28 protein-coding genes are annotated in these 23,466 nt (G+C 44.4%); 10 read left to right on the forward strand and 18 right to left on the reverse strand.

The annotated features are described in order from the left end of the window. The first annotated feature begins 38 nt into the window (after positions 1 to 38). Entirely contained in the window at positions 39 to 467 is a 429-nt protein-coding gene (locus AC0IYG_RS14145; RefSeq protein ID WP_471711707.1) for an EamA family transporter, read from the forward strand. A 56-nt stretch (positions 468 to 523) separates the two neighbouring features. Here AC0IYG_RS14145 and AC0IYG_RS14150 read toward each other — a convergent pair whose 3' ends face one another. Further along, positions 524 to 1,456: a GIN domain-containing protein gene (locus AC0IYG_RS14150; protein WP_471711708.1), complete on the reverse strand. Its 933-nt coding sequence runs from the start codon at positions 1,454 to 1,456 to the stop codon at positions 524 to 526. Positions 1,457 to 1,553: 97 nt separating this feature from the next. On the opposite strand from AC0IYG_RS14150, the gene AC0IYG_RS14155 reads away from it, so the two are divergent. Beyond that, a complete protein-coding gene (locus AC0IYG_RS14155; RefSeq protein WP_471711709.1) occupies positions 1,554 to 2,567 on the forward strand; it encodes a hypothetical protein in 1,014 nt (337 codons plus the stop codon). A 72-nt stretch (positions 2,568 to 2,639) separates the two neighbouring features. Here the strand turns inward: AC0IYG_RS14155 and AC0IYG_RS14160 are convergent, their stop codons facing one another. Together AC0IYG_RS14160 and AC0IYG_RS14165 are read right to left on the reverse strand one after the other, a co-directional pair. After that, positions 2,640 to 3,458, reverse strand: a complete 819-nt coding sequence (locus AC0IYG_RS14160) for an AraC family transcriptional regulator (RefSeq protein WP_471711710.1) — start codon at positions 3,456 to 3,458, stop codon at positions 2,640 to 2,642. A 48-nt stretch (positions 3,459 to 3,506) separates the two neighbouring features. Continuing rightward, positions 3,507 to 4,385 carry an SDR family NAD(P)-dependent oxidoreductase gene (locus AC0IYG_RS14165; RefSeq protein WP_471711711.1) on the reverse strand — a complete coding sequence of 293 codons (879 nt, stop codon included), beginning with the start codon at positions 4,383 to 4,385 and terminating at the stop codon, positions 3,507 to 3,509. Between the two features lie 173 nt (positions 4,386 to 4,558). On the opposite strand from AC0IYG_RS14165, the gene AC0IYG_RS14170 reads away from it, so the two are divergent. The 5 genes from AC0IYG_RS14170 to AC0IYG_RS14190 all read left to right on the forward strand — a co-directional run bounded on the left by AC0IYG_RS14170 (position 4,559) and on the right by AC0IYG_RS14190 (position 9,072). Beyond that, positions 4,559 to 4,864, forward strand: coding sequence for an ArsR/SmtB family transcription factor (locus AC0IYG_RS14170; RefSeq protein WP_471711712.1), 306 nt, complete (start codon positions 4,559 to 4,561; stop codon positions 4,862 to 4,864). A 49-nt stretch (positions 4,865 to 4,913) separates the two neighbouring features. Further along, positions 4,914 to 5,735 (forward strand): zinc-binding dehydrogenase, encoded by an 822-nt coding sequence (locus AC0IYG_RS14175; RefSeq protein WP_471711713.1) that lies wholly within the window; start codon positions 4,914 to 4,916, stop codon positions 5,733 to 5,735. Continuing rightward, positions 5,669 to 5,887 (forward strand): zinc-binding dehydrogenase, encoded by a 219-nt coding sequence (locus tag AC0IYG_RS14180; RefSeq protein ID WP_471711714.1) that lies wholly within the window; start codon positions 5,669 to 5,671, stop codon positions 5,885 to 5,887. Before AC0IYG_RS14175 ends, AC0IYG_RS14180 begins: the two co-directional genes overlap by 67 nt. A gap of 210 nt (positions 5,888 to 6,097) precedes the next feature. Further along, on the forward strand, positions 6,098 to 8,185 hold the full coding sequence (locus tag AC0IYG_RS14185; protein ID WP_471711715.1) for a prolyl oligopeptidase family serine peptidase: 2,088 nt from the start codon (positions 6,098 to 6,100) through the stop codon (positions 8,183 to 8,185). Positions 8,186 to 8,211: 26 nt separating this feature from the next. Further along, positions 8,212 to 9,072 carry a sialate O-acetylesterase gene (locus AC0IYG_RS14190; protein ID WP_471711716.1) on the forward strand — a complete coding sequence of 287 codons (861 nt, stop codon included), beginning with the start codon at positions 8,212 to 8,214 and terminating at the stop codon, positions 9,070 to 9,072. Positions 9,073 to 9,091: 19 nt separating this feature from the next. Here the strand turns inward: AC0IYG_RS14190 and AC0IYG_RS14195 are convergent, their stop codons facing one another. The 5 genes from AC0IYG_RS14195 to AC0IYG_RS14215 form a co-directional block, all read right to left on the reverse strand. After that, on the reverse strand, positions 9,092 to 9,877 hold the full coding sequence (locus tag AC0IYG_RS14195; protein ID WP_471711717.1) for an alpha/beta hydrolase: 786 nt from the start codon (positions 9,875 to 9,877) through the stop codon (positions 9,092 to 9,094). A 43-nt stretch (positions 9,878 to 9,920) separates the two neighbouring features. Then, positions 9,921 to 10,919, reverse strand: a complete 999-nt coding sequence (locus tag AC0IYG_RS14200) for a bestrophin family protein (RefSeq protein WP_471711718.1) — start codon at positions 10,917 to 10,919, stop codon at positions 9,921 to 9,923. A 46-nt stretch (positions 10,920 to 10,965) separates the two neighbouring features. Next, positions 10,966 to 11,568 (reverse strand): hypothetical protein, encoded by a 603-nt coding sequence (locus AC0IYG_RS14205; protein WP_471711719.1) that lies wholly within the window; start codon positions 11,566 to 11,568, stop codon positions 10,966 to 10,968. A gap of 90 nt (positions 11,569 to 11,658) precedes the next feature. Next, entirely contained in the window at positions 11,659 to 12,051 is a 393-nt protein-coding gene (locus tag AC0IYG_RS14210; protein WP_471711720.1) for a RidA family protein, read from the reverse strand. A 125-nt stretch (positions 12,052 to 12,176) separates the two neighbouring features. Beyond that, the gene (locus tag AC0IYG_RS14215; RefSeq protein ID WP_471711721.1) at positions 12,177 to 12,566 is read right to left on the reverse strand and encodes a winged helix-turn-helix transcriptional regulator; all 390 of its coding nucleotides are present in this window, start codon (positions 12,564 to 12,566) and stop codon (positions 12,177 to 12,179) included. A 112-nt stretch (positions 12,567 to 12,678) separates the two neighbouring features. Here AC0IYG_RS14215 and AC0IYG_RS14220 point away from each other — a divergent pair, with 112 nt between their 5' ends. Further along, complete coding sequence (locus AC0IYG_RS14220; RefSeq protein ID WP_471711722.1) at positions 12,679 to 13,329, forward strand: NAD(P)H-binding protein; 651 nt, start codon at positions 12,679 to 12,681, stop codon at positions 13,327 to 13,329. A 64-nt stretch (positions 13,330 to 13,393) separates the two neighbouring features. Beyond that, positions 13,394 to 13,588 carry a hypothetical protein gene (locus AC0IYG_RS14225; RefSeq protein WP_471711723.1) on the forward strand — a complete coding sequence of 65 codons (195 nt, stop codon included), beginning with the start codon at positions 13,394 to 13,396 and terminating at the stop codon, positions 13,586 to 13,588. A gap of 98 nt (positions 13,589 to 13,686) precedes the next feature. On the opposite strand, the gene AC0IYG_RS14230 is transcribed toward AC0IYG_RS14225, so the two are convergent. The 7 genes from AC0IYG_RS14230 to AC0IYG_RS14260 form a co-directional block, all read right to left on the reverse strand. After that, entirely contained in the window at positions 13,687 to 14,355 is a 669-nt protein-coding gene (locus AC0IYG_RS14230) for a porin family protein (RefSeq protein ID WP_471711724.1), read from the reverse strand. Positions 14,356 to 14,456: 101 nt separating this feature from the next. Then, a complete protein-coding gene (locus AC0IYG_RS14235) occupies positions 14,457 to 15,449 on the reverse strand; it encodes a hypothetical protein (RefSeq protein ID WP_471711725.1) in 993 nt (330 codons plus the stop codon). Positions 15,450 to 15,480: 31 nt separating this feature from the next. Further along, entirely contained in the window at positions 15,481 to 16,137 is a 657-nt protein-coding gene (locus AC0IYG_RS14240) for a hypothetical protein (RefSeq protein WP_471711726.1), read from the reverse strand. A gap of 118 nt (positions 16,138 to 16,255) precedes the next feature. Further along, a complete protein-coding gene (locus tag AC0IYG_RS14245) occupies positions 16,256 to 17,002 on the reverse strand; it encodes a LytR/AlgR family response regulator transcription factor (RefSeq protein WP_471711727.1) in 747 nt (248 codons plus the stop codon). Continuing rightward, positions 16,999 to 17,991 (reverse strand): sensor histidine kinase, encoded by a 993-nt coding sequence (locus AC0IYG_RS14250; RefSeq protein WP_471711728.1) that lies wholly within the window; start codon positions 17,989 to 17,991, stop codon positions 16,999 to 17,001. Before AC0IYG_RS14250 ends, AC0IYG_RS14245 begins: the two co-directional genes overlap by 4 nt. A 246-nt stretch (positions 17,992 to 18,237) precedes the next feature. Further along, positions 18,238 to 18,588 (reverse strand): nuclear transport factor 2 family protein, encoded by a 351-nt coding sequence (locus AC0IYG_RS14255; protein WP_471711729.1) that lies wholly within the window; start codon positions 18,586 to 18,588, stop codon positions 18,238 to 18,240. A gap of 35 nt (positions 18,589 to 18,623) precedes the next feature. After that, positions 18,624 to 19,493 carry an alpha/beta fold hydrolase gene (locus AC0IYG_RS14260; RefSeq protein ID WP_471711730.1) on the reverse strand — a complete coding sequence of 290 codons (870 nt, stop codon included), beginning with the start codon at positions 19,491 to 19,493 and terminating at the stop codon, positions 18,624 to 18,626. A 99-nt stretch (positions 19,494 to 19,592) separates the two neighbouring features. Here AC0IYG_RS14260 and AC0IYG_RS14265 point away from each other — a divergent pair, with 99 nt between their 5' ends. After that, on the forward strand, positions 19,593 to 20,525 hold the full coding sequence (locus AC0IYG_RS14265) for a LysR family transcriptional regulator (RefSeq protein ID WP_471711731.1): 933 nt from the start codon (positions 19,593 to 19,595) through the stop codon (positions 20,523 to 20,525). Here the strand turns inward: AC0IYG_RS14265 and AC0IYG_RS14270 are convergent. The 3 genes from AC0IYG_RS14270 to AC0IYG_RS14280 form a co-directional block, all read right to left on the reverse strand. After that, a complete protein-coding gene (locus tag AC0IYG_RS14270) occupies positions 20,522 to 21,442 on the reverse strand; it encodes a DUF6268 family outer membrane beta-barrel protein (protein WP_471711732.1) in 921 nt (306 codons plus the stop codon). The two genes, AC0IYG_RS14265 and AC0IYG_RS14270, sit on opposite strands and share 4 nt — an antisense overlap. Before the next feature lie 132 nt (positions 21,443 to 21,574). Then, positions 21,575 to 22,330, reverse strand: coding sequence for a LytR/AlgR family response regulator transcription factor (locus AC0IYG_RS14275; RefSeq protein ID WP_471711733.1), 756 nt, complete (start codon positions 22,328 to 22,330; stop codon positions 21,575 to 21,577). Further along, positions 22,327 to 23,352 carry a sensor histidine kinase gene (locus AC0IYG_RS14280; protein ID WP_471711734.1) on the reverse strand — a complete coding sequence of 342 codons (1,026 nt, stop codon included), beginning with the start codon at positions 23,350 to 23,352 and terminating at the stop codon, positions 22,327 to 22,329. The genes AC0IYG_RS14275 and AC0IYG_RS14280 overlap by 4 nt, the downstream gene beginning before the upstream one ends. Positions 23,353 to 23,466: the final 114 nt, after the last annotated feature.

Genomic DNA, 23,466 nt, shown 5'->3' on the forward strand with positions numbered 1-23,466 from the left:
CCGAGATATTAAATCAAGGATCAACTAATAGCGTAAAGATGTGGTGGATTTGGGCGATATTCGCCGCTGTTTCGGCAGCACTAGTAACCGTATTAACAAAAGCAGGGCTTAAAAATGTCGACTCAAGTCTGGCTTTCGCACTTCAATCCATTCTTATTGTGTCCATTACATGGTCCGTCGTTGCGTGGCAGGGGACATTTGCGGGTGTGAAAGAAATTGAAACCAAAGCATGGATATTTTTGGGACTTGCCGGTGTAGCGACCACACTTTCGACCTTATTTTCCTTTAAAGCATTATCTATGGGCCAGGCGTCTTCCGTTACGACAATCGAGCGGTCATCATTGGTTATTGCGGTGCTGCTGTCGGTTTTGTTTTTGAAAGAAAAGCTTACCTGGCAATTGATTGCAGGCTCTATTTTAATTCTTGGAGGAGCCGTTTTGATCGCCATTTCTGGCCCTAGTAAGTAGTTAACCCGAGCTAAAAAATCTAAAATTATTCGCCCGGCAGGATCAATTTGCGACCTTCATCGCTGGCATGAACGGTCACGAAAAGGTTTGCCTTGCAAACCCTTGCCGCCCATTACCAAGTCGATCTGTTGCTTGGAGGCAACGTATAATTTTGTGCCGATCGCATATTGCTTTTCCTTCTTTTCATTAGGCGCAAGGGAAAAGCCATTGGTCTCGTTACCAGACTCCCCGGGTGCGTAAGATATAAGCGTGATTTGCTGCGACGACGTTTTTCCATTTACGAAATAGAGGGTTATTAATTTTGAACGTTGTGCAATTGGAGATGCTGTTTTGGTCACTGCTGGTGTTTGGCGATCATTGACGTTTTCTATTTCAGCAAATGCCTGGGTTGCGGTCTGTATTTTCTGCGTATTTAACCGAATGGTGGCATTGGCGTCAGCAACTATATTAGCACTTTTAACCGCGAATTTTTCCGCATTAATGTTGCCGTTTGCGCGGCTGATCAGGCTGAATGTGCCAGAAGTGCCCTGCAATGTAATGTTGCCATTCGCGTCATTGATCAAATCGAAAGCCGGGCCTTTCAGTCCATTCACAGTTACATTGCCGTTGGATCCATTACGCAGACTTTTAAGGTTTCTGGTTGAAATCCTGACATGAATAGCAGCTTTGCTGATCCAAAAATCCTTTTTGTCCGGATCAATCAACTGTAATTTCAGGACGCTATTTTCACTTTTAACGCTAAGTCTTGGAAGCAGATTTTCATCGATAGCGATTTCCAGGGACGGCATTTTATCAGCTATTTCTATCGCCACATTTGCCGGAAACTGTTCTATGTCAATTCCTTCAAAGGGACGAACAGAAAAGGTTTTTGTAACTATTTTGCCATTGCCCCGAAGTTCCCGAATGTGGCTTTGCGATTGTGCGGATGTCAGATTAAAAAGGCAAAGCGCCAGCGCGCACTGAGCAACTTTGTATATATGTGTCCGCATTGTATCCGCCAGTATATCTTTTAATTGAATATCTCATAATTTTACAACAATTACAAATGGTCAAAAATTAAAGCACAGCTTATCACCTTACCACTCAATGAAAAAACTTTACACTTATCTGCCCCTGCTATTGGTTTCTCTGTTGCCCTCATCCTGCACTGTCGTTGACCATGTTATACCGGATCCGGAACCGACTGTTTATGTCGCTGGTTATGAAATTTCAAATGTTGGATACGAAGCAAAATACTGGAAAAATGGTATCGCGGTGAATCTGATGAATTCGGCAATAGCCGTAGAGCCTACCTCTATCGCTGTGTCCGGGAACGATGTGCATGTGGTTGGCTTTGAGGCTAATCAGCAAAATCTTTCGATAGGAAGATATTGGAAAAATGGAACATTAGCGCAGTTGGGAGGCGATTTCGTGCCATCCGTTTTACATGAAGTTGTTACGTCCGGAAATGACGTCTACATTGCTGGCATCGGCATTATGCCCACCGATTCAAGCCATTATAATGCAACGTATTGGAAAAACGGAACAGCCGTCAAGCTTAACGATGCGATAAACGGTTGGGCAGAAGCAATTGCCGTTTCCGGTAACGATGTTTACGTAGGTGGCAACGCTTTTAACGGAACACATACTGTCGCCCGATACTGGAAAAACGGAACACCGGTCGACTTAGCCGATGGTTCTAAAAACACACGGGTTAGCGGCATTGCAATTGCTGGCAACGACGTGCATGTTGTTGGTTATGAGCAAGATTCTATCAAAACCGTTGCCAAATACTGGAAGAACGGCGTGGAAGTCCTTTTAACAGATGGCGCAAACATTTCATTTGCACTCGATGTAAAGGTTTCAGGTGCTGACGTTTACATTGCAGGCAGTGAATTTAACGGCGGAATAAGCATTGCAAAATATTGGAAAAACGGTTCACCCATGATACTCGGCGACGGGTTGAATGCTACTGCTATCTCGATCCTGGATAAAGATGTGTATGTAGGCGGGGTTGGCTCCAATGGCGTAGCCAAATACTGGAAAAACGGCATCTCTAAAAACTTGTCCGATGGGACGAAAAATGCCTCGGTAACCTCGATTTTTGTAGTAAAACCTTAGTTTTTAATTTTCTTTAAAAGGCCACGAGCGATCAATGATAGATCGCTCGTGGCCTTTTTTATCATCTGCATGTTACGCTTTCCCTTCCTTCCATATCTCCTTAGGCGCGTAGCCGAATTCCTTTTTGAATGCATATGAGAAGTGGGACAAATTCTCAAATCCCACTTCCCAGAATACATCGACTGGTTTTTGTTTACTTTCCAAAAGCAGATGATGGGCTAATTTAAGGCGTGTCTTCGTGAGCCAGCGCTGTGGCGTAGCGCCGTAAATCTTGTTAAAATCACGTTTAAATGTCGTCAGGCTTCTTCCGGTGAGATAACTGAACTTGTCCAGCGGCATGTTGAACATATAGTTTTGTTCCATGTATTCCGCCAGATCAATTTTGCCAGGTTCTGTAAAATCAGCTAAAAATGAATCAACACTTTTATCAACAGTTCTCAGAATCGTAAGCGCCTCTTCGATCTTGATCGCTAAAAGCTTTTCAGGTAACTCGTCCTGTAAATTGAAATAAGGCAAGAGAGATGCAAAATAGCTTTCTATAAGCGGATGCTTGTCGAATGATTTGACTGCTGATGCGCGCTCTGCGGACTTGACAGGAGGATTAGCAGCATAATATTGCTTTAAGCGGTCGCCTTTGAACATGATCAAAACGCATTTGTAAGCCTGGTTATCCTTCGGATATTGAACCACGGTCGATAACTGGCGACGCGGGAAAAGGATCGTGTCGCCAGCGCCAAAAAGCCTGATCGTGTTTGATTGAATGATTTTCAGCTGGCCGGAAAGTATTCTGACGAAGCAATGGTCGTCAAGCATGACTTCGTTTCGCAAGTATCGCTCCGAAAGGCAAGACAATATCACCTCCGCAGAAGTGTTCCGCAATTTCTTTTCCATTGATTTAATTTAAAAAATGGGAAGAATGACCTCGGCATTTTCCCGGTGTTAACTTTTGACTTTTGTTAAATGAGCCATTTGAAAGGCTTCATACAGTTTTTCATTAGCCATTGCCAGCTGCTGATTCAATGGTGCAATAAGGTCACCCATAAACATCCGATCCACTTCCGTGCGCATCGGACGCGTTCCATGCGGCAGATTTATAAGCTCCATGACTGCTTTCGAGACAAGATTTGGTTTCTGATCAGGATTTTCGGCAAACACATTTTCTACTGATGCCAATAATGCAGCGGGCAAATCCTTGATCGGCCCGTAATCCAGCGAGCGCTCATTGTCACTTGGTTGCAGCAGTGAGCCAATAAAATGTGTGGGAAATGCGCCCGGCTCAACAATGCAGCTTTCAATTCCCAGATTGGAAACTTCCAGCCGGTAACTTTCAGCTAATGCTTCTGCTGCCCACTTGGATGGACTGTATGGACCTTGAAAAGGAACCGAAACTCTCGCATTAAGGCTGGAAATGAGCATCAAGAGTCCATGCTGCTGTTTTTTCATAAAAGGGAGAACCGCACGTGTCATGCGCTGCACACCAAACACGTTGACATCAAACACTTTTTTCCAGTCATCGGCGGTAAACCCTTCCTGAATTCCTCCCGCTCCTAATCCCGCATTGTTGATCAATATATCGATGCTTCCCATTTGTGCCGCAGCCTCATTTACACCCCTTATGACGCTTTCATCATTGGCAACATCTATTTCGACAACAAATACACCCTTCTTTTTCAAGTCCTCGGTCGCCTGTCTGTTTCTGCCCTGCGCATCTCGTAATGCACCTGTGACCGTATAACCGGCTGCCAATAAATCCTCAATAATAACACTTCCAAAACCGCCGGCCGCTCCGGTTATTAATACATTCTGTAACTTGTTCATTTCCTTATTGTTTAAAGATCATGACAAAGTTAGCGAGCTCGTAACTGGCGGACTTTGCCCAGAAGTCCGAAATTGCTTTGTTCAAACGGCCACTTCATGGTCTATACTTTACTAACACAAATTTAATCAAAAAAAGCTTGTAGGTATTTAGGTAATTTCCTAAATTCGTCCCTATGATACTATTGGAAGTCATTAAGTCATTGTCGAATCAGACCCGGTTAAACATTCTTGAATGGTTAAAAGATCCTTTTGCGCACTTTCCAGCCGAGGAGCTGGCCGATTATACGCCCGAGTTAGGCGTGTGTGTTTCTGACATTGCCAAAAAAGCAGGAATGTCTGTCCCGACCGTTTCGGTTTATTTAAAGACCATGTCGGCCGCCAACATTCTGACTGCCACAAGAAAGGATCAGTGGACCTATTATAAAAGGAATGAGGAATCAATCCAGGAACTAGCCAGGCATATAAAGGATAATTTATAAATTTTTTTGATCGAACAATTAGAAGTTTACCTAATTAGCTAAAAACAAAATGAAAGCAGCAATCTTAAATCAGTTCGGCCCTGTTGATAATTTTGAAATCGCAGACGTGCCAACGCCAACGCCAGGCTTCGGGGAAGTTTTGGTAAAAGTCTTTGCAACATCCGTTAACCCTTTGGATTATCAGGTCCGTCGCGGGGATTACAGCGGCGAACTCACATTGCCCGTCATTACAGGTCACGATGTCTCCGGTGAAATCGTGGAAATCGGGCAGGGCGTCGAAAATTTCAAGGTCGGCGACGAGGTTTATTACACGCCTGAGATCTTCAAGGGGCAGGGGAGTTATGCCGAGTATCATACCGCCCATGAGTCCATCATTGCTTTAAAACCAAAAAACCTCAGCCATCTCGAAGCGGCAACGCTTCCATTGGCAGCCGGAACAGCCTGGGAAATGCTGGTTACCAGGGCGCAGTTGAAGGTGAATCAGACTATCCTGATCCATGGCGGTGCGGGTGGCGTGGGCATGCTGACCATTCAGATTGCCAAGGCAATGGGGGCGGTCGTTTTCACCACAGCCAGGAAAGTGCATCACCAGACGCTGCTTGATTTGGGAGCAGATCATGTGATCGATTATGCAAATGAAAACTACATTGAAGTTATTCAGCAACTTACAGATGGTAAAGGCGTTGATGTCGTTATCGACACCATCGGAGGCAATGCGCTTTCGGACAGCGGGCTGATCCTTAGTCAATTGGGACAAGTTGTTACCATTGTAGACATTGAAAAACCGCAAAACCTGATCCATGCGTGGGGGAAAATGCGACTTACCATTTTGTATTTACCCGGCAAAACAGAAATAAACTGGACGAGATAACAAAACTGGTCGAAACCAAAAAGTTGAAGCCCGTTCTTAACAAGGTTTTTTCGTTGTCGGAGATGAGTAAAGCGCATGCTTTGCTGGAAAATAAGATTGGCGATAAAGACTTCTATGGCAAGATCGGAATCGAGGTCCACCAGTCAAATTAGGTCTGGCCGGATGGGAAAACCCAGTGTAGGCATGCATAAAAGGCCTGTTGGAATAATAAACTTTCCTGCGTTTTCTTGCCCGGTTACTTTTGCGCCAACATCAAGGAACGAGGAAATTCCAAGAAATTAGCCATGAAAAATTCCATTCACTTTTTATTGCTTGCCCTTTTGTTTGCGGCCTGCAACCAATCACAAAAAACGGCCCCTAATATGGAAATCGTCAGAGAACCATACCCGAATACCGAGGAAGTTGATCAAATAGATACATACTTTGGCACAGTCGTCGAAGATCCTTATCGCTGGCTGGAAGATGACCGCTCGGAAAAAAGAAAGGCGTGGATTACAGCGCAAAACAATGTTACATCCGCCTATCTGGATCAAATTCCATATCGCGATGCCATGAAACAGCGGCTCAAAAGCATATGGAATTATGAAAAACTTTCTGCTCCATTTAAGGAAGGCGATTACACTTATTTTTTGAAAATCGATGGCCTGCAAAATCACTGGGTTATTAATAGAAAAAAAGGTGATTCTGGTAAAGACGAGGTTTTTCTTGATCCAAATACATTCTCAAAAGACGGTTCCACCTCCCTTACGGATTTCAGTTTCAGCCAGGACGGTTCTTTAATGGCCTATCAGCTTTCTGAAAACGGCTCCGACTGGACCAAAATCGTTGTCATTAAAACGGCTGATAAATCTCAGGTGGGGGACACATTGATGAATGTAAAGTTTGCCACTATTGCGTGGAAGGGCAACGAAGGGATTTTTTACAGTGCATATAAAAGAGAAAATGGAAACGCCAACTTTTCAGAAAAGACCGATCAGCATCAGCTTTATTTTCACAAGATTAATACGTCGCAAACGAATGATGAACTGATCCTGGGTGGTGCGGACTATCGCAGAAGATATATTTTGAGCAGCGTGAGTAAGGATGGCCATTATCTGATTGTGACAGCAACCAATTCAAGTTCTGGTAACGAGCTGCTCGTGAAGGATTTATCCCAACCTTCCTCCAAGTTTATAACCGTTGTCGGGAATTTGTCCAACAATCACGAGATCCTTGATATCAGAGAAAATAAAATCTATATCCGGACTGATCTGGACGCGCCTAATGGAAAGCTCGTGGCCTCAGACATTGCCAATCCGTCGACGCAAAACTGGCGTGACATTATTCCTGAAACGCAGGAAGTGTTGCAGGTGACAACGGCAGGCGGGAAGATATTTGCCAACTATCTTAAAGATGCTCTTTCGTCCGTGAAGCAGTTTGACTTTAATGGTAAGCTGGAACATCAATTCAAATTACCGGATATTGGCTCCGTGACCGCAGTTGGGATCAGGAGCAAGCCGGACGATAAACAGCTTTATTATTACTTTACCTCTTACATTCATCCGGGAACGATATACAAATACGATATTGCTTCGGGCCGATCAGAACTTTACAAAAAATCCAATGTGAAGTTTGAGCCCAAAGACTATGTCTCCAAACAGGTTTTTTATAAATCCAAAGACGGAACACGCGTCCCTTTGATCATTACGCATAAAAAAGGCATTAAACCCGACGGCTCTAATCCTACACTTTTACATGGATACGGTGGGTTCGGCATCAATGTCACGCCAACATTTGACATTCGAAACCTGCTGTTACTCGAACAGGGTGGCATTCTTGCCGTCGCAAACCTGCGCGGTGGAGGAGAATATGGCGTGAAATGGCACCTGGCAGCAACAAAACTGCAAAAGCAGAATACTTTCGACGATTTTATCGCTGCTGCGGAGTATTTAATAGCGTCGAATTACACTTCATCAGAGAAACTGGCGATTGCCGGAGAGTCGAATGGCGGACTGCTGATCGGTGCTTGCATGACCCAGCGCCCGGATCTTTTTAAAGTCGCTTTCCCGGGTGTAGCTGTGCTGGACATGCTCAGGTTCAATAAGTTTACCGGCGGCGAGGGCTGGACCTTTGATTTCGGTTCCCCCGAGGATAGTGCGGAGATGTTCCGATATCTCTATAAATATTCTCCCTACCATTCGATTAAAGCGGGCACTGCATATCCTGCCACGCTCATCACGACCGCCGATCACGATGACCGCGTCGTTCCTGCACATTCCTTCAAGTTTGCTGCCAGGCTTCAAAAATCTCAAAAAGGCGATCATCCAGTGCTGCTTAGAGTCGACACCAAAGCCGGCCACGGCGCTGGGACTTCGACGGCTATGGCCATTGATCAGCAGGCCGATAAATGGGCTTTCATGTTCCACAACATGGGCTTGTCGTATAAGCAGGACTCAAGAACACAGGAGTAAGTGACTTAGGATTTGTAGTTTTACTTATGGATAGAAACGAAAACACCATTCACTCATTTTTAATGATAGGCCAGTCCAATATGGCAGGCCGGGGTTATATAGAAGATGTGAAACCCATTTACGACGAGCATATCAAAACGCTCGTGAACGGGCGATGGCAAACCATGACCGAGCCCATCAATCATGACCGGCCCACGTCGGGAGTTGGCCCTGCTGCTTCTTTCGCAGGAGCGTGGCGCTTAAAAAATGAAAATTTACAGATAGGGCTCATTCCCTGCGCAGATGGTGGCACGAGTCTGGACGACTGGGAAGTAGGAGGGCCGCTATTTGACAATGCCGTATTTCAGGCTAAACTGGCGCAACGGACCAGTTTGTTCAGCGGCTTTTTATGGCATCAGGGCGAGAATGATAGCTTTGGCGGCCGGTCCGGTCACTATTTTGATAAACTGGATAATCTGGTGACCGCATTCCGTAAGGAGTTGCAGGCACCAGATGTTCCGTTCATTGCAGGGGGCTTGGGTGATTTCCTGAGCAGCGGCAGATATGGAAAGTATTTCACCGAATACGATTCCATTAACCAGGCGCTCCTTCAATATGCAGACACCAAGGATAATAGTTACTTTGTCTCCGCATCTGACCTGACAGCCAATGCGGACGGCCTCCACTTTGACGCCGTCTCACAGCGGAAGCTCGGTGTCAGATATTTTGAAGCCTTTCATTCCAGGAAAAATGTACCCGGTCCGCTTAATGATGAAAACGAGCTTATCAACCGTATTCAAGACAAACCTTTGACCCGGAATGAGCAGGCTGCATTACTGGAAATCAGTTTTGCCCGTGGTGAAATCACGCTGACAGACTTTGAAAACCAGTTATCCGCATTGCATTAAACACGATCGTAAATCCGCCTTATGGTTTTGCCGTCGCGGCCGCAATGATCACGTCGGCAACAGCAGCGGGCTGTGAGATGAATAGCGCGTGGCTGCCTTTAACTTCGGTGATCTTGGTTTTGGATCGGTTGTACATATTCCGCTGAATTTCGGGACGGATACTTTTATCCTCGGTGGCAACGATGCCATAGGCGGGTTTGGTTTTCCAGGCAGCCTGCGTGAGCGGTGTGGCAAAGCTTTCGGCTAAAATAGGGCCCTGGGATGCGAACATGAATGCTGCTTCTTCCTTGGGAACATCGGCACAAAAACCGGCATGGAATTTAGCTTTGTCATAGTAAACAAAGCCTTTATCGTCCGGAGCGAGTATCCCGTATTCCGGCAGATTTGGCATGGAGGTTGCCCATTTCAATGTTGTTTCGCCAGCGTCCGGCTGATAGGCTGCTACGTAAACCAGCGCAGCGACATTCTTATGCATGCCTGCCTGAGAAATCACGACGCCTCCCCAGGAGTGGCCAACCAGGATCGCAGGTCCGTCCTGTTTATCCAGGATTCGGTTGGTCGCATCGACGTCATCCTGCAATGAAGTCAGCGGGTTTTGTACAACCGTTACATTATAGCCCTTTTCGGACAGTATGTTAAACACATTTTTCCAGCCCGAGCCATCGGCAAATGCGCCATGGACGATGACCACATTTTTCACCGGTTTAACCTGCGAAAACGATGGCAAACTGCATAATAGCAGCACAAAAACGAGCGCAGTGCATAATGTCGCGATTGCGCGAAAGCAATTGAAGGGTGTTTTCATTGTTGTAGGTTTGATTGTGAGTTCTTTATCAAATAGGCGGCTGTCAAAACAGCGCACCGAAATAGGGTTGTAATTTCTCCGGAATCTGCTCTTCGCCGAGCATATCGATCAGGTCAATTTCAATGTTGCGGACAATGGTGGCAATGGGAATGTTGTTTAAAAGACCTTCAAAAGGATTTTCACTAATATCGCCCACGTATTCCATAAACATGAAAACCCAGGAAACGATCATATTAAACGGGATCAGCAAGAACATATAGCGCTCGCCGAGTTCGACAAATTGCGGAAGCAGACCGAAGGGGAGGAGTGTCATGAAAACAAAAATGAAAAGGTTCGAGGTGGTCGCATACTGGCGCGGAAACGGCGTATTTTTGATGCGCTCGCTCTTTCCCTGTTCGTCGTACAAGTTGGAAATGATGGTCTGCAAAGCCACGTGCTGATACGCATCCACAGTGCCCGCATGCCGTAACCTGGCCAAATGATGCGATTGCTTGTCGAGGATCTGCGTGGCAAGATTCGTTTTGTTTTCGAGTTCGGCGTGCTCATCGCTAGAAAGATATTTTTCGATTTCGAGCTCGCACGGAGTCTGTAATCCGTGCAAAATATTACGCTGGCGCTTGCTTGCAATGTCTTTATGCTCCCAACTTGTCCGCTGCGCCATGGCTCTTTTTAGTGCATAAAGCCACGCAATGTGCCTGTAAATCATGATCTTAACATTAATATTTACATTCATTTCAAGTGAGTCTTCGTCCATCGCAAAAGCTCTCAATGCCGCGGCAAATGACCTGCTATGGTTGGTAATGCTGCCCCAGACCTTGCGCGCTTCCCAGCTCCGGTCATAGGATTGATTGTTTTTGAAACCAACAAAAAAAGCAGTGGCCGTACCCACCAGCGAAACGGGTAACCAGGGAATCCCGACCCAGCTCCAACCTAAATACGAATACAAAAAAATAGCCATGGAACCCGTAAAGAGGGAAAACAGGACCATTCGCCAGGAATAATAGTAAATGATGAGGGGAGACAGGTAACGTTTTACGTACATATGTTAGATTCAGGATTAACGGTGAGTGAATGTGTCGGGTTCTGCATTAAAGCAATCGTCTTAAAAACAAACCGGTGTTGGTGGGCAGCAATCCGATGGGATTTTCCTGAACCAGATCGGTGGCCAAGCCGAATTGCCAGTCTTTATAGCTTAGCCCTAATCGCAGATATTGGTTAGCAAAGTTGTATTCAAGATTGTTTTTGTAATTAAAATTGTAAGAACCGATGAGTTGAGCGAACAGCTTCCAGCTGCCACTCTTATTCAATGGCGGACTGTAAGAGACGAGTGCAAAAATTTCACTGTTAGGCGGCTTGACAGGCTCAAACGAGCCAAAAATCATCAAGGAAAGATCTCCGATATTGCGACCATAAGCCACGGCAAGCTGAGGCATAAACCCGGCACCTGTAATGTAACCACCGCCTCCCAGACTTACCCCGTTAGCTACATCATAAAAGAATATCGACTGGCCGAGAAAGCTGCTTTTCAGCCGGTCCGAGTAGGGCGTTTCATATCTTAGATATCCGAAATAACCAAACCGGCTTGTTGAATCCGTATACTTGGTTAGGTACATCTGGTGCGCAAAGGCGCGGTTTCCTGCAAACACTTCTACCGGAATGTCGCGAATCTGAGCGGTCGCAGACGGTGGCATCCAGAGCGATGCGATACATATTAAGGCAGACCAAAGCCATCTCTTGGACGGCCGACAGGAAAATGTTTTATGAAGCATGTGGGCTGACCGCTATCTTACAACGGTAGCATCCAGCTCAATATTCAATGTGTCGTTTAGCGCAACGACTTGCAGCAGCGTAACAGCCTGTTTCATTTCGTGTTTTGCGACGAATGCCTGAAACAGGTCAAAACAATTGTTGATAAATTCTTCTGTGGAGGTCGAGTAAATTGTGAGCTTGACGATGTTACGGCATTCATAACCAGCTTCACTGATAACCGTTTCGAGGTTTTGTATCGCCAGTGCAAGCTGGGTGCGCATGTCCGCATCGCTCGACTTGCCATCAGGATGTACAGCGGCCTGTCCGGCGCAGTATAATGTTCCTTTTGGCTCGGTCACTTCTACGGCCTGCACGTAACTAAGGTCTGCCTGCCAGGTCCAGGGGCTAAATACTGTTTTTTGCATGACGTTTTTTCTTCAAAGTAACGCGCGCATCATTCTTTACAGAAATCTATTATCTGAACAGGCGTTTTGTACATGCAAAAAGACACATACTGATTCGCTTGCAAATGTTTGAATGCTGAATCAGGTTAGCTTACTTCTCCTGCTTCGGGATTGGTGATCACCTGCGTTCTGTGAAGCATTCCCCAGTCGATCATGGAATCAATCACGTTGGCGATGTCTTTGCCGGACTTTGTTAACCTGTACTCGATCAGCACAGGTGTCTGGCTGTACACTTTTCGCTCTACTATGCTGTTCATTTCAAGCTCCTTCAATTCTTTTGATAACATGCGCGGCGTTATCTTTTCGGTGCTGTCTAACAGGTCTTTAAACCGGCTTACACCACGCAGAAGCGCTGCGATAATGGGCAATTTCCATTTCCCGCTGACGACATTTAATGTATCTGTTAAAGCCAGAATGTAAGTCCGCGGACATTGCGGCCCTTTGTCGCTTCCAATGAAATCTTTAAAGTCACTCATATCAACTGTTTATGATGTTCAGTATACAAAAGTATACTGATATTTTATGATAACAAACTATACTTAATATAGTGGGAGCAGTAATTTTGTCTATCAAAAAACAAAAAACAACATGATACTAGTTACGGGTGCAACAGGGCAGTTTGGCGGCAATGCCATTGACCATTTGTTAAAAAAAGGAATTGAACCGTCCGGGATTTCGGCGTTGGTAAGAGACGCAGCAAAGGCGCAGGCGCTTCAAGAAAAGGGCATTGAAATAAGAATTGGTGATTATTCAGATTACGGTTCACTGGTCCAGGCTTTTAATGGCGTAGACAAGCTATTACTGGTGTCGAGCAATGACCGGCAGGCTTTTGAAAACAGGACAGTGCATCATTTGAATGTGATCAAAGCTGCAAAAGAGGCTGGCGTTAAGCACATTGTGTATACTTCTTTTGTAAGAAAACCGGGCTTTGAAAATTCTTCCATTGCTGCATTTCAAAATTCGCATGTCGAATCAGAGGCGTCTTTAATGCATAGCGGAATCGATTACACGATCCTGCAAAATGGCATGTATCTGGAAATGATTCCCGTCTTTGCGGGTGACAAGGTTGCAAGACAAAGGCACTATCGTTTTCCCGGCGCAGCATGGCAAAGCCAGTTACGTGCTTCGGGAGGAGTTAGCAGAAGCCGCGGCGCACATTCTGGCTTCGGATGGCCACCAAAACAAGCTTTACCAATTGACAAACACCGATTCGGTTTCTTTTTCCGACATAGCAGATGAACTATCCAGGGCCCTCGGAAAAGAAGTATCCTATCAATCCCCATCGGTCGAAGAATTTGAATCAATGCTGAAAAGCTTTGGTGTGCCGGATCCATATATCGGAATGTTTATCACCTGGGCCAGAGCGTTGTCAGAGCATACAATGGATACAAACGATTCTACTTTGGAGCGCTTTTTAGGCAGAAACCCAACCACTTTGAAGCAGTTTCTTGCGCAGGTTTACGCGAATGCAGATAGCGAAAATGTCTCCCAGGTTTAGCAGACATTAGTAAAAATCAACCCAAAAAGTAAGGAGCGTATATAGCAAACCGACTGATTACGGCTTGCTATATACGCTCAACTTTTAACTCCTAGTATTTAGAAAATAGCAAGCCCCAATGTCGCCTGGAAAAGGTTGCTTTTTTTACCAAACTGCGAAGCAGTCGTGGCATTTTTGAATTGCAGTTTCATAATGTCCGTGAAGTTCCCTTCGTAACGCACATCCAGACTCAACCTTCCCAAATCAAGACCAACGCCCGCCTGGTAACCGAATGCCAAGCGATTCTTGAATTCAGCTCCTGAGTTCTCGCCCGTTACATCATCAAACGAATCACTGATTTTATCATTCTTATTTAATCTGAGCGAAGCCATTGGACCCACATTGATGCGAACAAACTTGGCAATGCGCACCCCAAACAGGACGGGAACATCGAAGTTAGAAAAACGCACGTCTACTTTTCCGTCGTTGAGCACACCATCCTCATATACATTAAACTTGCCGCCTTTTTGAGACAACAAAATCTCCGGCTGTATATAAAGCGTTTTACCAAAACGGAAGAAAACACCACCGGCGAAACCAAGTGAACGGTTATCATTGTCCCTGAAATCGAATGCGTTACCGCCGGGAGAAAGGCTTAAATCGTTGCTGCCATTAATATTGGATAAATTCGCGCCTGCTTTGATACCGAATCGGAAAGCGGGGTCGTACTGGGCATTTGCTGCGTAGCTGATTGTGAGCATACACAGGGCAATCATCATGTTTTTCATGTGGATATTGGTTTGAAGTTAATTGTAATGGGTAAGATTTTTAAACAGCGGTGCGTGAAGGCTACTTTTTGACAAGCTCGTTCAAGTCTGCGTCAAACAAACTAGCAAAGTCGCGGCTGCCAATAATTTGGTCTTTTTTGTCTGCGTTTCTGGCCAGGATGTATCCCCACTCGGTCGCTGCCTTTCTTTGCGAAGGTGTTCCCGTGGTGGCTGTCGACAGTAAAATTGCAATCACCAGTGTTTAAAAGCACTTCTGCGACTTTTTGCAAATCATTCAACTGCATAGCGGCTCCTTTGTTATGCGCTAAAAAGTAGGCTGCGTAGGCATCGGCCATTAATTCGGCGCGTCGGGAGATTTTTGGAGTTAATTTCATACCTGGTTGTAAAATGCCCAAATCATATTGAATGTGGTGCCCAAACTCATGGGCCAGAATAGCCTGTGGAGCAATTTTTGCATAACCAATCTCATCCAAACCCCGCAAGAGGCCGTCGCCAATGACGATTTTAGCTGGAATTTGACCAATATCTGGAAAGGTTGTGTCCGGTACAGCAATTTGATTAAAAGTAAAAGCGGGATGTTCACCTTTAAGGAACTTTGGGTAGATTTTGAATAACGTGGCTAACGAGTCGGCATATTTATTAGCCTTTTCATTACTGTACCCATATATTTTTGTATACATTTTAACCACCTTATTACGGTCTTGCAACATAGAACCATGCGCTGCAACTGTCATGATGTTTTCCGCCTCGATATCCCAAAAGCTTTTCACATCCTTGAAGCTCTGATTAATCTGGTCGGTATATTCACCATTAACCCCATAATACTGGTTTTCAGGACTGTTTTCAAAGTACAATGTGTGCAAAATAGCCAAATCTGACATGCTTAGCTCCGGACTGGCTGTGATGAGCGTTGGCACTTCGCCCCAGCTTAAAAATTCATCATTAAGCCATTTACGCAGGGGAGGATCGGTACAAGGAGTTGGCACCACTTCTGCTAGATCCGGATTGACCGGGTGATCAACCACGTCGTTGCAACCTGCAAACAGCATTAGGGACATGGCAGTGACTACCATAAAAGAGCGAAGACTTTTCATGAGATTTGTTGTTGTTAAAGAGTAATTTATATTATCGGTTTTTGGACCCGAAAGGAGTGCGCTTGATGAGGTAATCCAATGTACTTACATAGGAATCGATCTGGCTGCCAAAAGAACTTCTGGATTTCGTGTAATATGTGCTGCCCTGGTCCGTATAAATATCGAGTGAAACCTTTGTCGCGTAATTGGTGGTCGTGATCGCGTTATTGCTCGTTATGGCCGTTCCGGACGCCTTTGTGTTTTTGGAGTTTTTGTCCTTGTCCTGTTTTTCTTTGTCTTTGTAAGTGGTCACATTACTGCCCGTGCTGGTTGCCCCTTTGTTGACCACGTCTACGGCGCCAAATACCAGATATTCCACGCCAAGCAGCAGAGCAAGTTCCTGAGGGTCAACTGATGCCGGGTCATTGACATCAATTTTGTTTTTGGCCAATAACCTGTTGGTAGTCATCGGATCCTGAATGAGCACGTTGGATGTATTCTGGCGTAAAGAGCTGGCGCAATTGGCTTGCATTCTTTTGCTCATCTGGCCTGATTCATAACCCGGATCATTGCTTAGAAATTGGAAAGGCATGACGGCAATTTTGTTCTTGCGATCTGCCGGGGCAGTTTCTTTTCTTTCTTCGTCCTGAGTGAGGACCTCGTCGGTTTTGCCTTGCGCAAAAGTATTGACACTACAAATTATTGACATCAGCGTTAAAGCTGATATTAGGCAACTACGTTTCATGATTTAAATTGGATGGTAAGGTAAAATTGGCTTTATCGGGAGTTGAATGCTTACTACAAAACATCCATGAAGCGATAAATGGTTATTCGTTTGAACTCGGTGGATTATTCGGAGGCATGGAAAGCAATTTCGCATTGATCATTTCAAAAAACTCTTTGCGATAAGCTTCTCCAATGGTAATGGGCTGGGCTTCGTCCACGATCCGGACCATATTGCCTTCGACTGCGGTTAGGTGGCTCAGTGAAATGATAAACGACTTGTGTATGCGCACAAAACCCATCGATGAAAGATGATCTGCGAGCTCTTTCAATTTTAAATAGGCGGTAATCTTGCGCTGATCATTCATATGGATTGTCGCATAATTTCCCTGCCCTTCAATGTAAGTAATCCTGCGGGAATCAATTTTTAAAAGCTTGCCTTTTTGTTCTGTTTTTACAAAAACATAATGATCCTGATCATTAACCGGACGAACATTATTTTGAATGGTCCATAAACGGTTAACGGCTTTCAAGAACCTTAAAAAAGGGATCGGTTTTAACAAATAATCCACTACTGCATGCTCAAATCCATCGAGGGCATATTCCTTGTAAGCGGTCGTCATAATCACATGGCAATCATTGCTGATCAGCTTCAATATTTCTATTCCGGTCAGGTTAGGCATCTGAACATCCAGGAACACAAGCCCGGGTTTGAGATCACCGATCATGGCCAAACCTTTTATCGGATTTGTCTCCGAACCTACCAATCTCAAAAAATGAACCTGGCTGATATGTTCTTTCAATAAATCGATGGCATGCTGCTCATCGTCAATGATAATGCAATCAATCATACCGGAAATATTATCTTCAATGATACATTAAAATGGGTTTCATCTTCATCTACAAAGAACGTTGACCGATTTCCGTAAGTTAAATTCAGCTGCTGCCCAATGTTATGAAGCCCGATCCCATTCGAAAGTTCTTTTAATCCCTTTCCCTTTTTGTTACTGATATCAAATGTTAATTCATCTACACATGTATTAATTCTGATCCGTAACGGATGAGCAGGATCATGCAGGTCACCGTGCTTGAAAGCATTCTCAACCAGTGTAATCAGAACCAGCGGGACAATGCTAGTAGACTGATCATCAATCTGTTCCTCGTAACGGATATTCAATTGATGGTTATGACGACGCTGGTTAATTTCAACTACATTTTTCAAATGTTCCAATTCATCCATGATATTGACCGTGCCGTCGATGCGGGTATTTTTTCCCAAAGCATAGCGCATAATGTTGGCCAGCATCAGGATAGAATCCGCAGTTTCTTTATCGAGTTTGATCACCTTTCCATAAATAAAGCTCAATGAATTAAACAGGAAATGCGGGTTGATCTGGTGCTTTAATGCTTTTAGTTCCGCTTCCGTTTTATCCTTTTCGAGCATAATGCGCTCTCTGCCTTTGTGCACCCATTCGATCAATAATGCTACTGAAAAACTTGCAATCAGGATAAATACATAAGACATAATCAACACCCACTTCATCTTATCTTCTGGCAAAACAGCCGGGGGATAAGCAGCCATATCCCGTGCCTGGGCTGCTCTTTCCATCAAGAAAAATGTGTGATCATACGCAAACTTGACTAGAAAGAACAGAAGTCCGATTATTACAGCGCTGCGAAAGCTACGCTGCTTACGCATCACCGGGAGTATCAATCCAAAAATCAGAACGTAATGCGTAATGACAGACTCAATAACATAGATCAGGGTGTTGAAAAAAAAGCCCGTCCGGCCAGCAAAAACGCGCGCGGTCTGCGTAGGATTTGTGACGTACGAAAGCAAAAGAAACGAACCGTAAATCACCAGTGAGAATAAGGCTAATAGCGCTAATCGCTTGTAATTTGCTCTAAAAAAAGTTCAAAGTCGCTTTTAGCATTTTACTGTCTTTGTGAACTTACTTGATCATCCCGAATTATGTTTTACTTTCCTCTTTCCTGAATTGTGATACAAAAGTAAGTCAGCAGCCAACGGTGAAAAAATATATTATTTGAACAGGTGTTTTGTAGATGCGAATAGCGCACACAATGATCAAATTTCGATGACGAATGCTTTTAGTTCAGCCATCTTGCCGTCCCGAAAACGCCAGACATCGCAATAGGAATAGTCGATTTTTTTTCCAATTTCATCTTTCATGCTGATCTTCCCAATTGCAGTCAGGAAATCACCTTCCGCGATCAAATGTTCAACATCAAACTCCGGCGGTTCCACATATGCCGATTTCATGTATTCCCGGACAGCCTCCTTTCCTAGCAATGTTTGATCACCGACAAATTCATACTTTAAATCTTCGGTGCAGAACGACAGAAATCCTTCATTATCTCCTTCTGTTACAGCAGCATTTGCTGCTAATAATATGGCCTTGTTATCTGAATTCATCATTGAATAAAGTTTATGTGAAATGGGTTACTGCACTTTTAGCTCGGCAGCGTTTCCAAAAATTCAAGTATATCAGCCCCGATTTCCGCCGCGTGCGTTTCAAGCGCGAAGTGACCTGTTTCGTAGAATTTCAAGGTCGCATTGGGTAAATCCTTCTTGTATGCCTCCGCTCCGGCTGGCAAAAAATACGGATCTCTGTTTCCCCAAACTAACAACAATTTTGGCTGGTATTTCCGGAAGTAATCGTGAAATCTTGGGTATAGTTCAACATTGGTCCGGTAATCTTTCACCAGATCCAGCTGAATTTCTATGTTACCCGGCCTGTCCAGGAAATGCTGGTCAAGGGTGTAGGTTTCAGGCGCGATCAATGATGGGTCGGAAGCGCCTTCGTGATATTGAAACCATGTGGCCTCTTTTGAAACAAAATCCCTCAGCGACTCACGGTTTTCCTGGGATGGGTCTTTCCAATAGCGCTGGATTGGGCTCCATTCGTTGCTTAATCCTTCCTCATAAGCATTCCCGTTTTGGGAAATGATGCCCGTGATCTTTTCTGGATTTGCCATCGCCAGGCGCAGACCAACCGGCGCGCCGTAATCAAAAATGTAAATGGCGAAGCGTTTCAGATCGAGTTGATCAATGAATGTCTGCATGGTAGCAGCAAGATTGTCAAAAGTATAGTCAAACTCTTGGTTACCAGGCGCATCGGAATAGCCAAAACCCGGCAAATCCGGGGCGATTACGTGATATTGTTTGCTGAGAGTAGGAATCAGGTTTCTGAACATATGGGAAGATGTTGGGTAACCATGCAGCAAGAGAATGGTCGGTGCATCAGGCGCGCCTGATTCCCTGTAAAATAGGTTCAAACCGTTTACCACCACTTTTTTGAAATGAATTGATGTGTTTTCCATGACAAGTTTTTTGTTTTTGATATATCAAAATTACCACCGATATTTGATCTTAACAAACGATTAATAATGATGAATTGAATCACTTATTATGATTGATAAATGAACACGAACGATCTGAAAATATTTGAAGCAGTGGCCGAAACGGGAAGTTTCACCAAAGCAGCCGCAGCCATGTTTACGGTGCAATCCAACGTCACAGCCAGGATCAAAAGCCTGGAAGAGGAATTCGGCGCGGAACTGTTTACCCGCACGTCCCGCAAGGTGGAGCTGACGGCTGCCGGTAAAACATTGATGCAATATTGCAAGCAGATCAGTAACCTGATTGCCGAGGCAAAAAGCGATGTGCAAAGCAGCACGAGGGTAAGCGGCGACCTCAGAATCGGATGTATCGAAACGACCATGGCTTTGAAGGTTCCTGAGATGATTAATCATTTTGAAGAGCATTTTCCTGATGTGGATTTAACGTTCAAGTCTGACATGAGAAATGTGCTGATCAATGATGTGTTAAACTTCAACCTCGACGCTGCATTTGTGTCCGGACCCATTAATTTAAGCGGGCTGGATCAGATCCGGATCAGGGAAGAACAGCTGGTCATTGTAACTGCTTCCAAGGGTCCTAACATTGAGGAATTGCTTGCAAAGCAGCCTGTTAAGATCGTCGTTTTCGGCCAGGGCTGCATATTCAGGGCAAGACTCGAATCCTGGCTAAGCTCCAAAGGCATCGTTCATTACAAAAGCACCGTGCTCAATTCCATTGAAGGGATTATCAACTTCGTCGAAGCCGGTTTGGGTATGACCATATTGCCGGAAGAAGTCGTTTCCCAATATTATGCAGGCAGAAAAATCACCAGCAATGTGTTGGACAAACAGCTTGGAACAATGATCACCGTTTTGATTTTCAGGCAGGATAAATCACAATCATCAGCGTTAAAGGCATTTATTGATATGTATTCCGGGCATGATAAGTCAAAAATGACAGCGCCGCTTGATGAAGTCACGCCAGTCGGTAAGAGCCGCAAACTCATAACCTAAAACCCCATTTTTAACCCAACCGAAGCGTAAGGAGAAACAGCAAAATAGTAATCATTATTACCAGCAAACATTCCTTTTAAAGTCCGGTCGCTGTAAGAGGCAGGACGGTACAAATTCAGCCCGACCATTGCAGACATGGATAGGCCCGTTTTACCTAATTTGACTTCCGGACGAAGGCCGGTCACAATGTATTGGTGAGAGAATATCTTATCCTTGCCGTCCTTTTCAAGCAGCGCCATTTGTCCGTTCATTTCGAACGCGAGCGCCAGTTTAATCTGTTTATTGAAGCCATAAGTCGCCGAAATATCCAGCCCGTCAATCAGCTCGGCTTTGAGGTCGAAGTTGCCCTCGCGTTTCCAGTTCAGGTAAACGGCAGGAAATAGCATTGGATAGCCCAGGGAACTGTTGACGGCTAACCCGCCGCCAATAGACAGGTTGGGTTTCAGGTGGCGGATAAAGACGACGCCTGCACTGCCAAGCACATTTTTGAACCTGATTTTGGACAGATTCGCAGACGGTGTAAACACGCCCATACCCACACTGGCCCGCATAGACCATCTGTCATTCAATGGTCGCAAGTGGTAAATGCCTGCTTGAAGGTTCATGATTTTTGAAACCATTTCATCCTCAAAATTTTTGTTGTTGAGCGATGCATACGCCCCGCTCAGGCCAACGCCCCAGACGGTCGGGCGGTTATTTTCATTCATTTTCGAGGAGATCGGCATATTAAATGCTCCTTGATAAATGATGGCCGAACCTGTGCCGTCGCCGATCCTTTCCTTTGGTTTATCTCCGTTGGGAAGAAACCAATAACCCGAATTCCCAATGAATTCTGTCTTGAAAGATACTTGCTGCGCTTCTGCTTTCCGGGATGATAGTGCTACCAACAATGTAGCCACTAATAATGCTCGTTTCATGGTTTAGACCTTGTATTTGACGTTTACATTCATTTTGATTCCTCAAAAGAACGGCAAATCGCCCGGCACAGAAATCGATAAACCATGGAGTTTAAAATCGGCAGGTTTAAGTACAGCATCAGAGGAATGGAATTATTCAAGCACCCCATCCATCCATTTCAAAAAGTCGGGAACGCGGACGCGACTAACGAGCACTTCGTGCGGACAAGGCGGTGAAAAAGTGAGCTGTAAACGCGTATTAAAATACTTTGCAACATTTTCAATCGCTTTCACATTGCCAATGCAATTGCGCGAAACCCGGAAAAACAAACCGTTGTCGAGTTGCTGTTCCAATTGGTCCAATGTGTAATTGATAATATGCCTTTTATTCTCGAAAGTATGCAGGAAAACCACGCCGTCTTCGCTGTAAAAGTGCGCTATATCCTGCGTTTCTATATAATGGTAATTTTCGCCTTTCGATATCAGGAATCGGTTTTTGAGTTTTGTAAAAAGGATTTGTTCAAAATCTTTCGAAACAGGTTTATAGGAATTGCTGTGGAAGATATTTTCAAATTTAATGAGTGCCGATTCTAATTCTTTCTCGTCAAATGGCTTCAAAAGATAATCTATGCTGTTGAACTTGAAGGCTTTAATCGCATGTTCGTCATAAGCCGTGGTAAAAATAACGGGCGTGGTAACTTCGACGTGATTGAATATTTCAAAGCAGTTTCCATCAGCAAGCCGGATGTCCATCAGGATTAAATCAACCGTATTTGATTTCAGGAATGCAATGGTATCAATAATGGTTTTAGTCCGCTTTTCAAACTGGTAATGAGGGCGTAATTGTGTCATCATGCGTTTTAATTCTTCATACGCAAACCGCTCATCTTCAACTATCAAATAATTCATGGCGCTATGTAAGGGATTTGGACAATGAACAGACTGCCCGTGTGCTGCACAATTACTTTTTTGGCATATAATTCATATTGCTTGGAAAGATATTTCAGTCCGATGCCGCCTTTGTCTGTATCGCTTGTGGGCTGTATGCTATTTTCGAGGGTAATGTATTCACTGCCAATGGTCAGACGGATACGTAATGGCGATTCTTCGGTCGCAATATTATGCTTAAATGCATTCTCTAAAAGCAGCTGCAATGTGAGTGGAATGATCTTACTTTCCTGGCGGGAAGCTGTCTTTTCAACGGTAAAATGGAAAGAATTCTCAAACCGCATCCGCATCAGAAAAAGGTATGAATCTAGTGCGTCCAATTCCTCGGCAACAGTTACCTGAGGTTGACGGTTGAGTGAAAGCACATACCGGTATGTTTTTGAAAGTGCCTTGGTGAATTTATTGGCGTTTTCGGGATTGATATAAATTAATGACGAAAGAACATTTAATGAATTGAAAAGGAAATGCGGATTGATCTGGGATTTTAATGTTTCATGCTCAAATAACAGCGCTTCACGTTGCGCCTTTTCCGATTCCGCAATCGCTTTTTGTTCCGACTGAAAATAATGGATCAGTTCGAAAACAAGTAGGATAGGGGTGTTGGTAAGCATTGCCAATGCAAATTTTGTCAGCAAAGAAGGCATTCCCGCGTGCGAAACGAGCAGTACATTATAGATCAGAAAATTAAATACCGACAGCAGTATAAAGCAAATGGCGATCAGTCCTGTTAGCTCGGCAATGATCCGGTAAATGATATTTTTTGGATATGGTAAATGCTTATTCAGGAAGAGCAACAACTGGTAGTCGGCCACACACATTGCGAAGACCACGATGTAATGGGCTGATAATTGGATATGAAAATTCTTCCATAAATCATCTTCCATCACAATGTTGCTCAAAAGCATTTGGCACAATGCATAGAGCAGCGAGGAAAAGAAAAAGATGAGCCCGAGTTTTACATGAAGACTTTTTGCGCGAATCATAATAAGGGTTTAAGCGATTCAAGCCCAAAAAGTAAAGTTTTACATCGGGATTCATAGTAAAATAGACCTGATATTCTGATGGAGTTCATTATTGGGGCTATGAATTGAATATCT

The sequence above is a fragment of the Dyadobacter sp. AC419 genome, assembly GCF_979253085.1.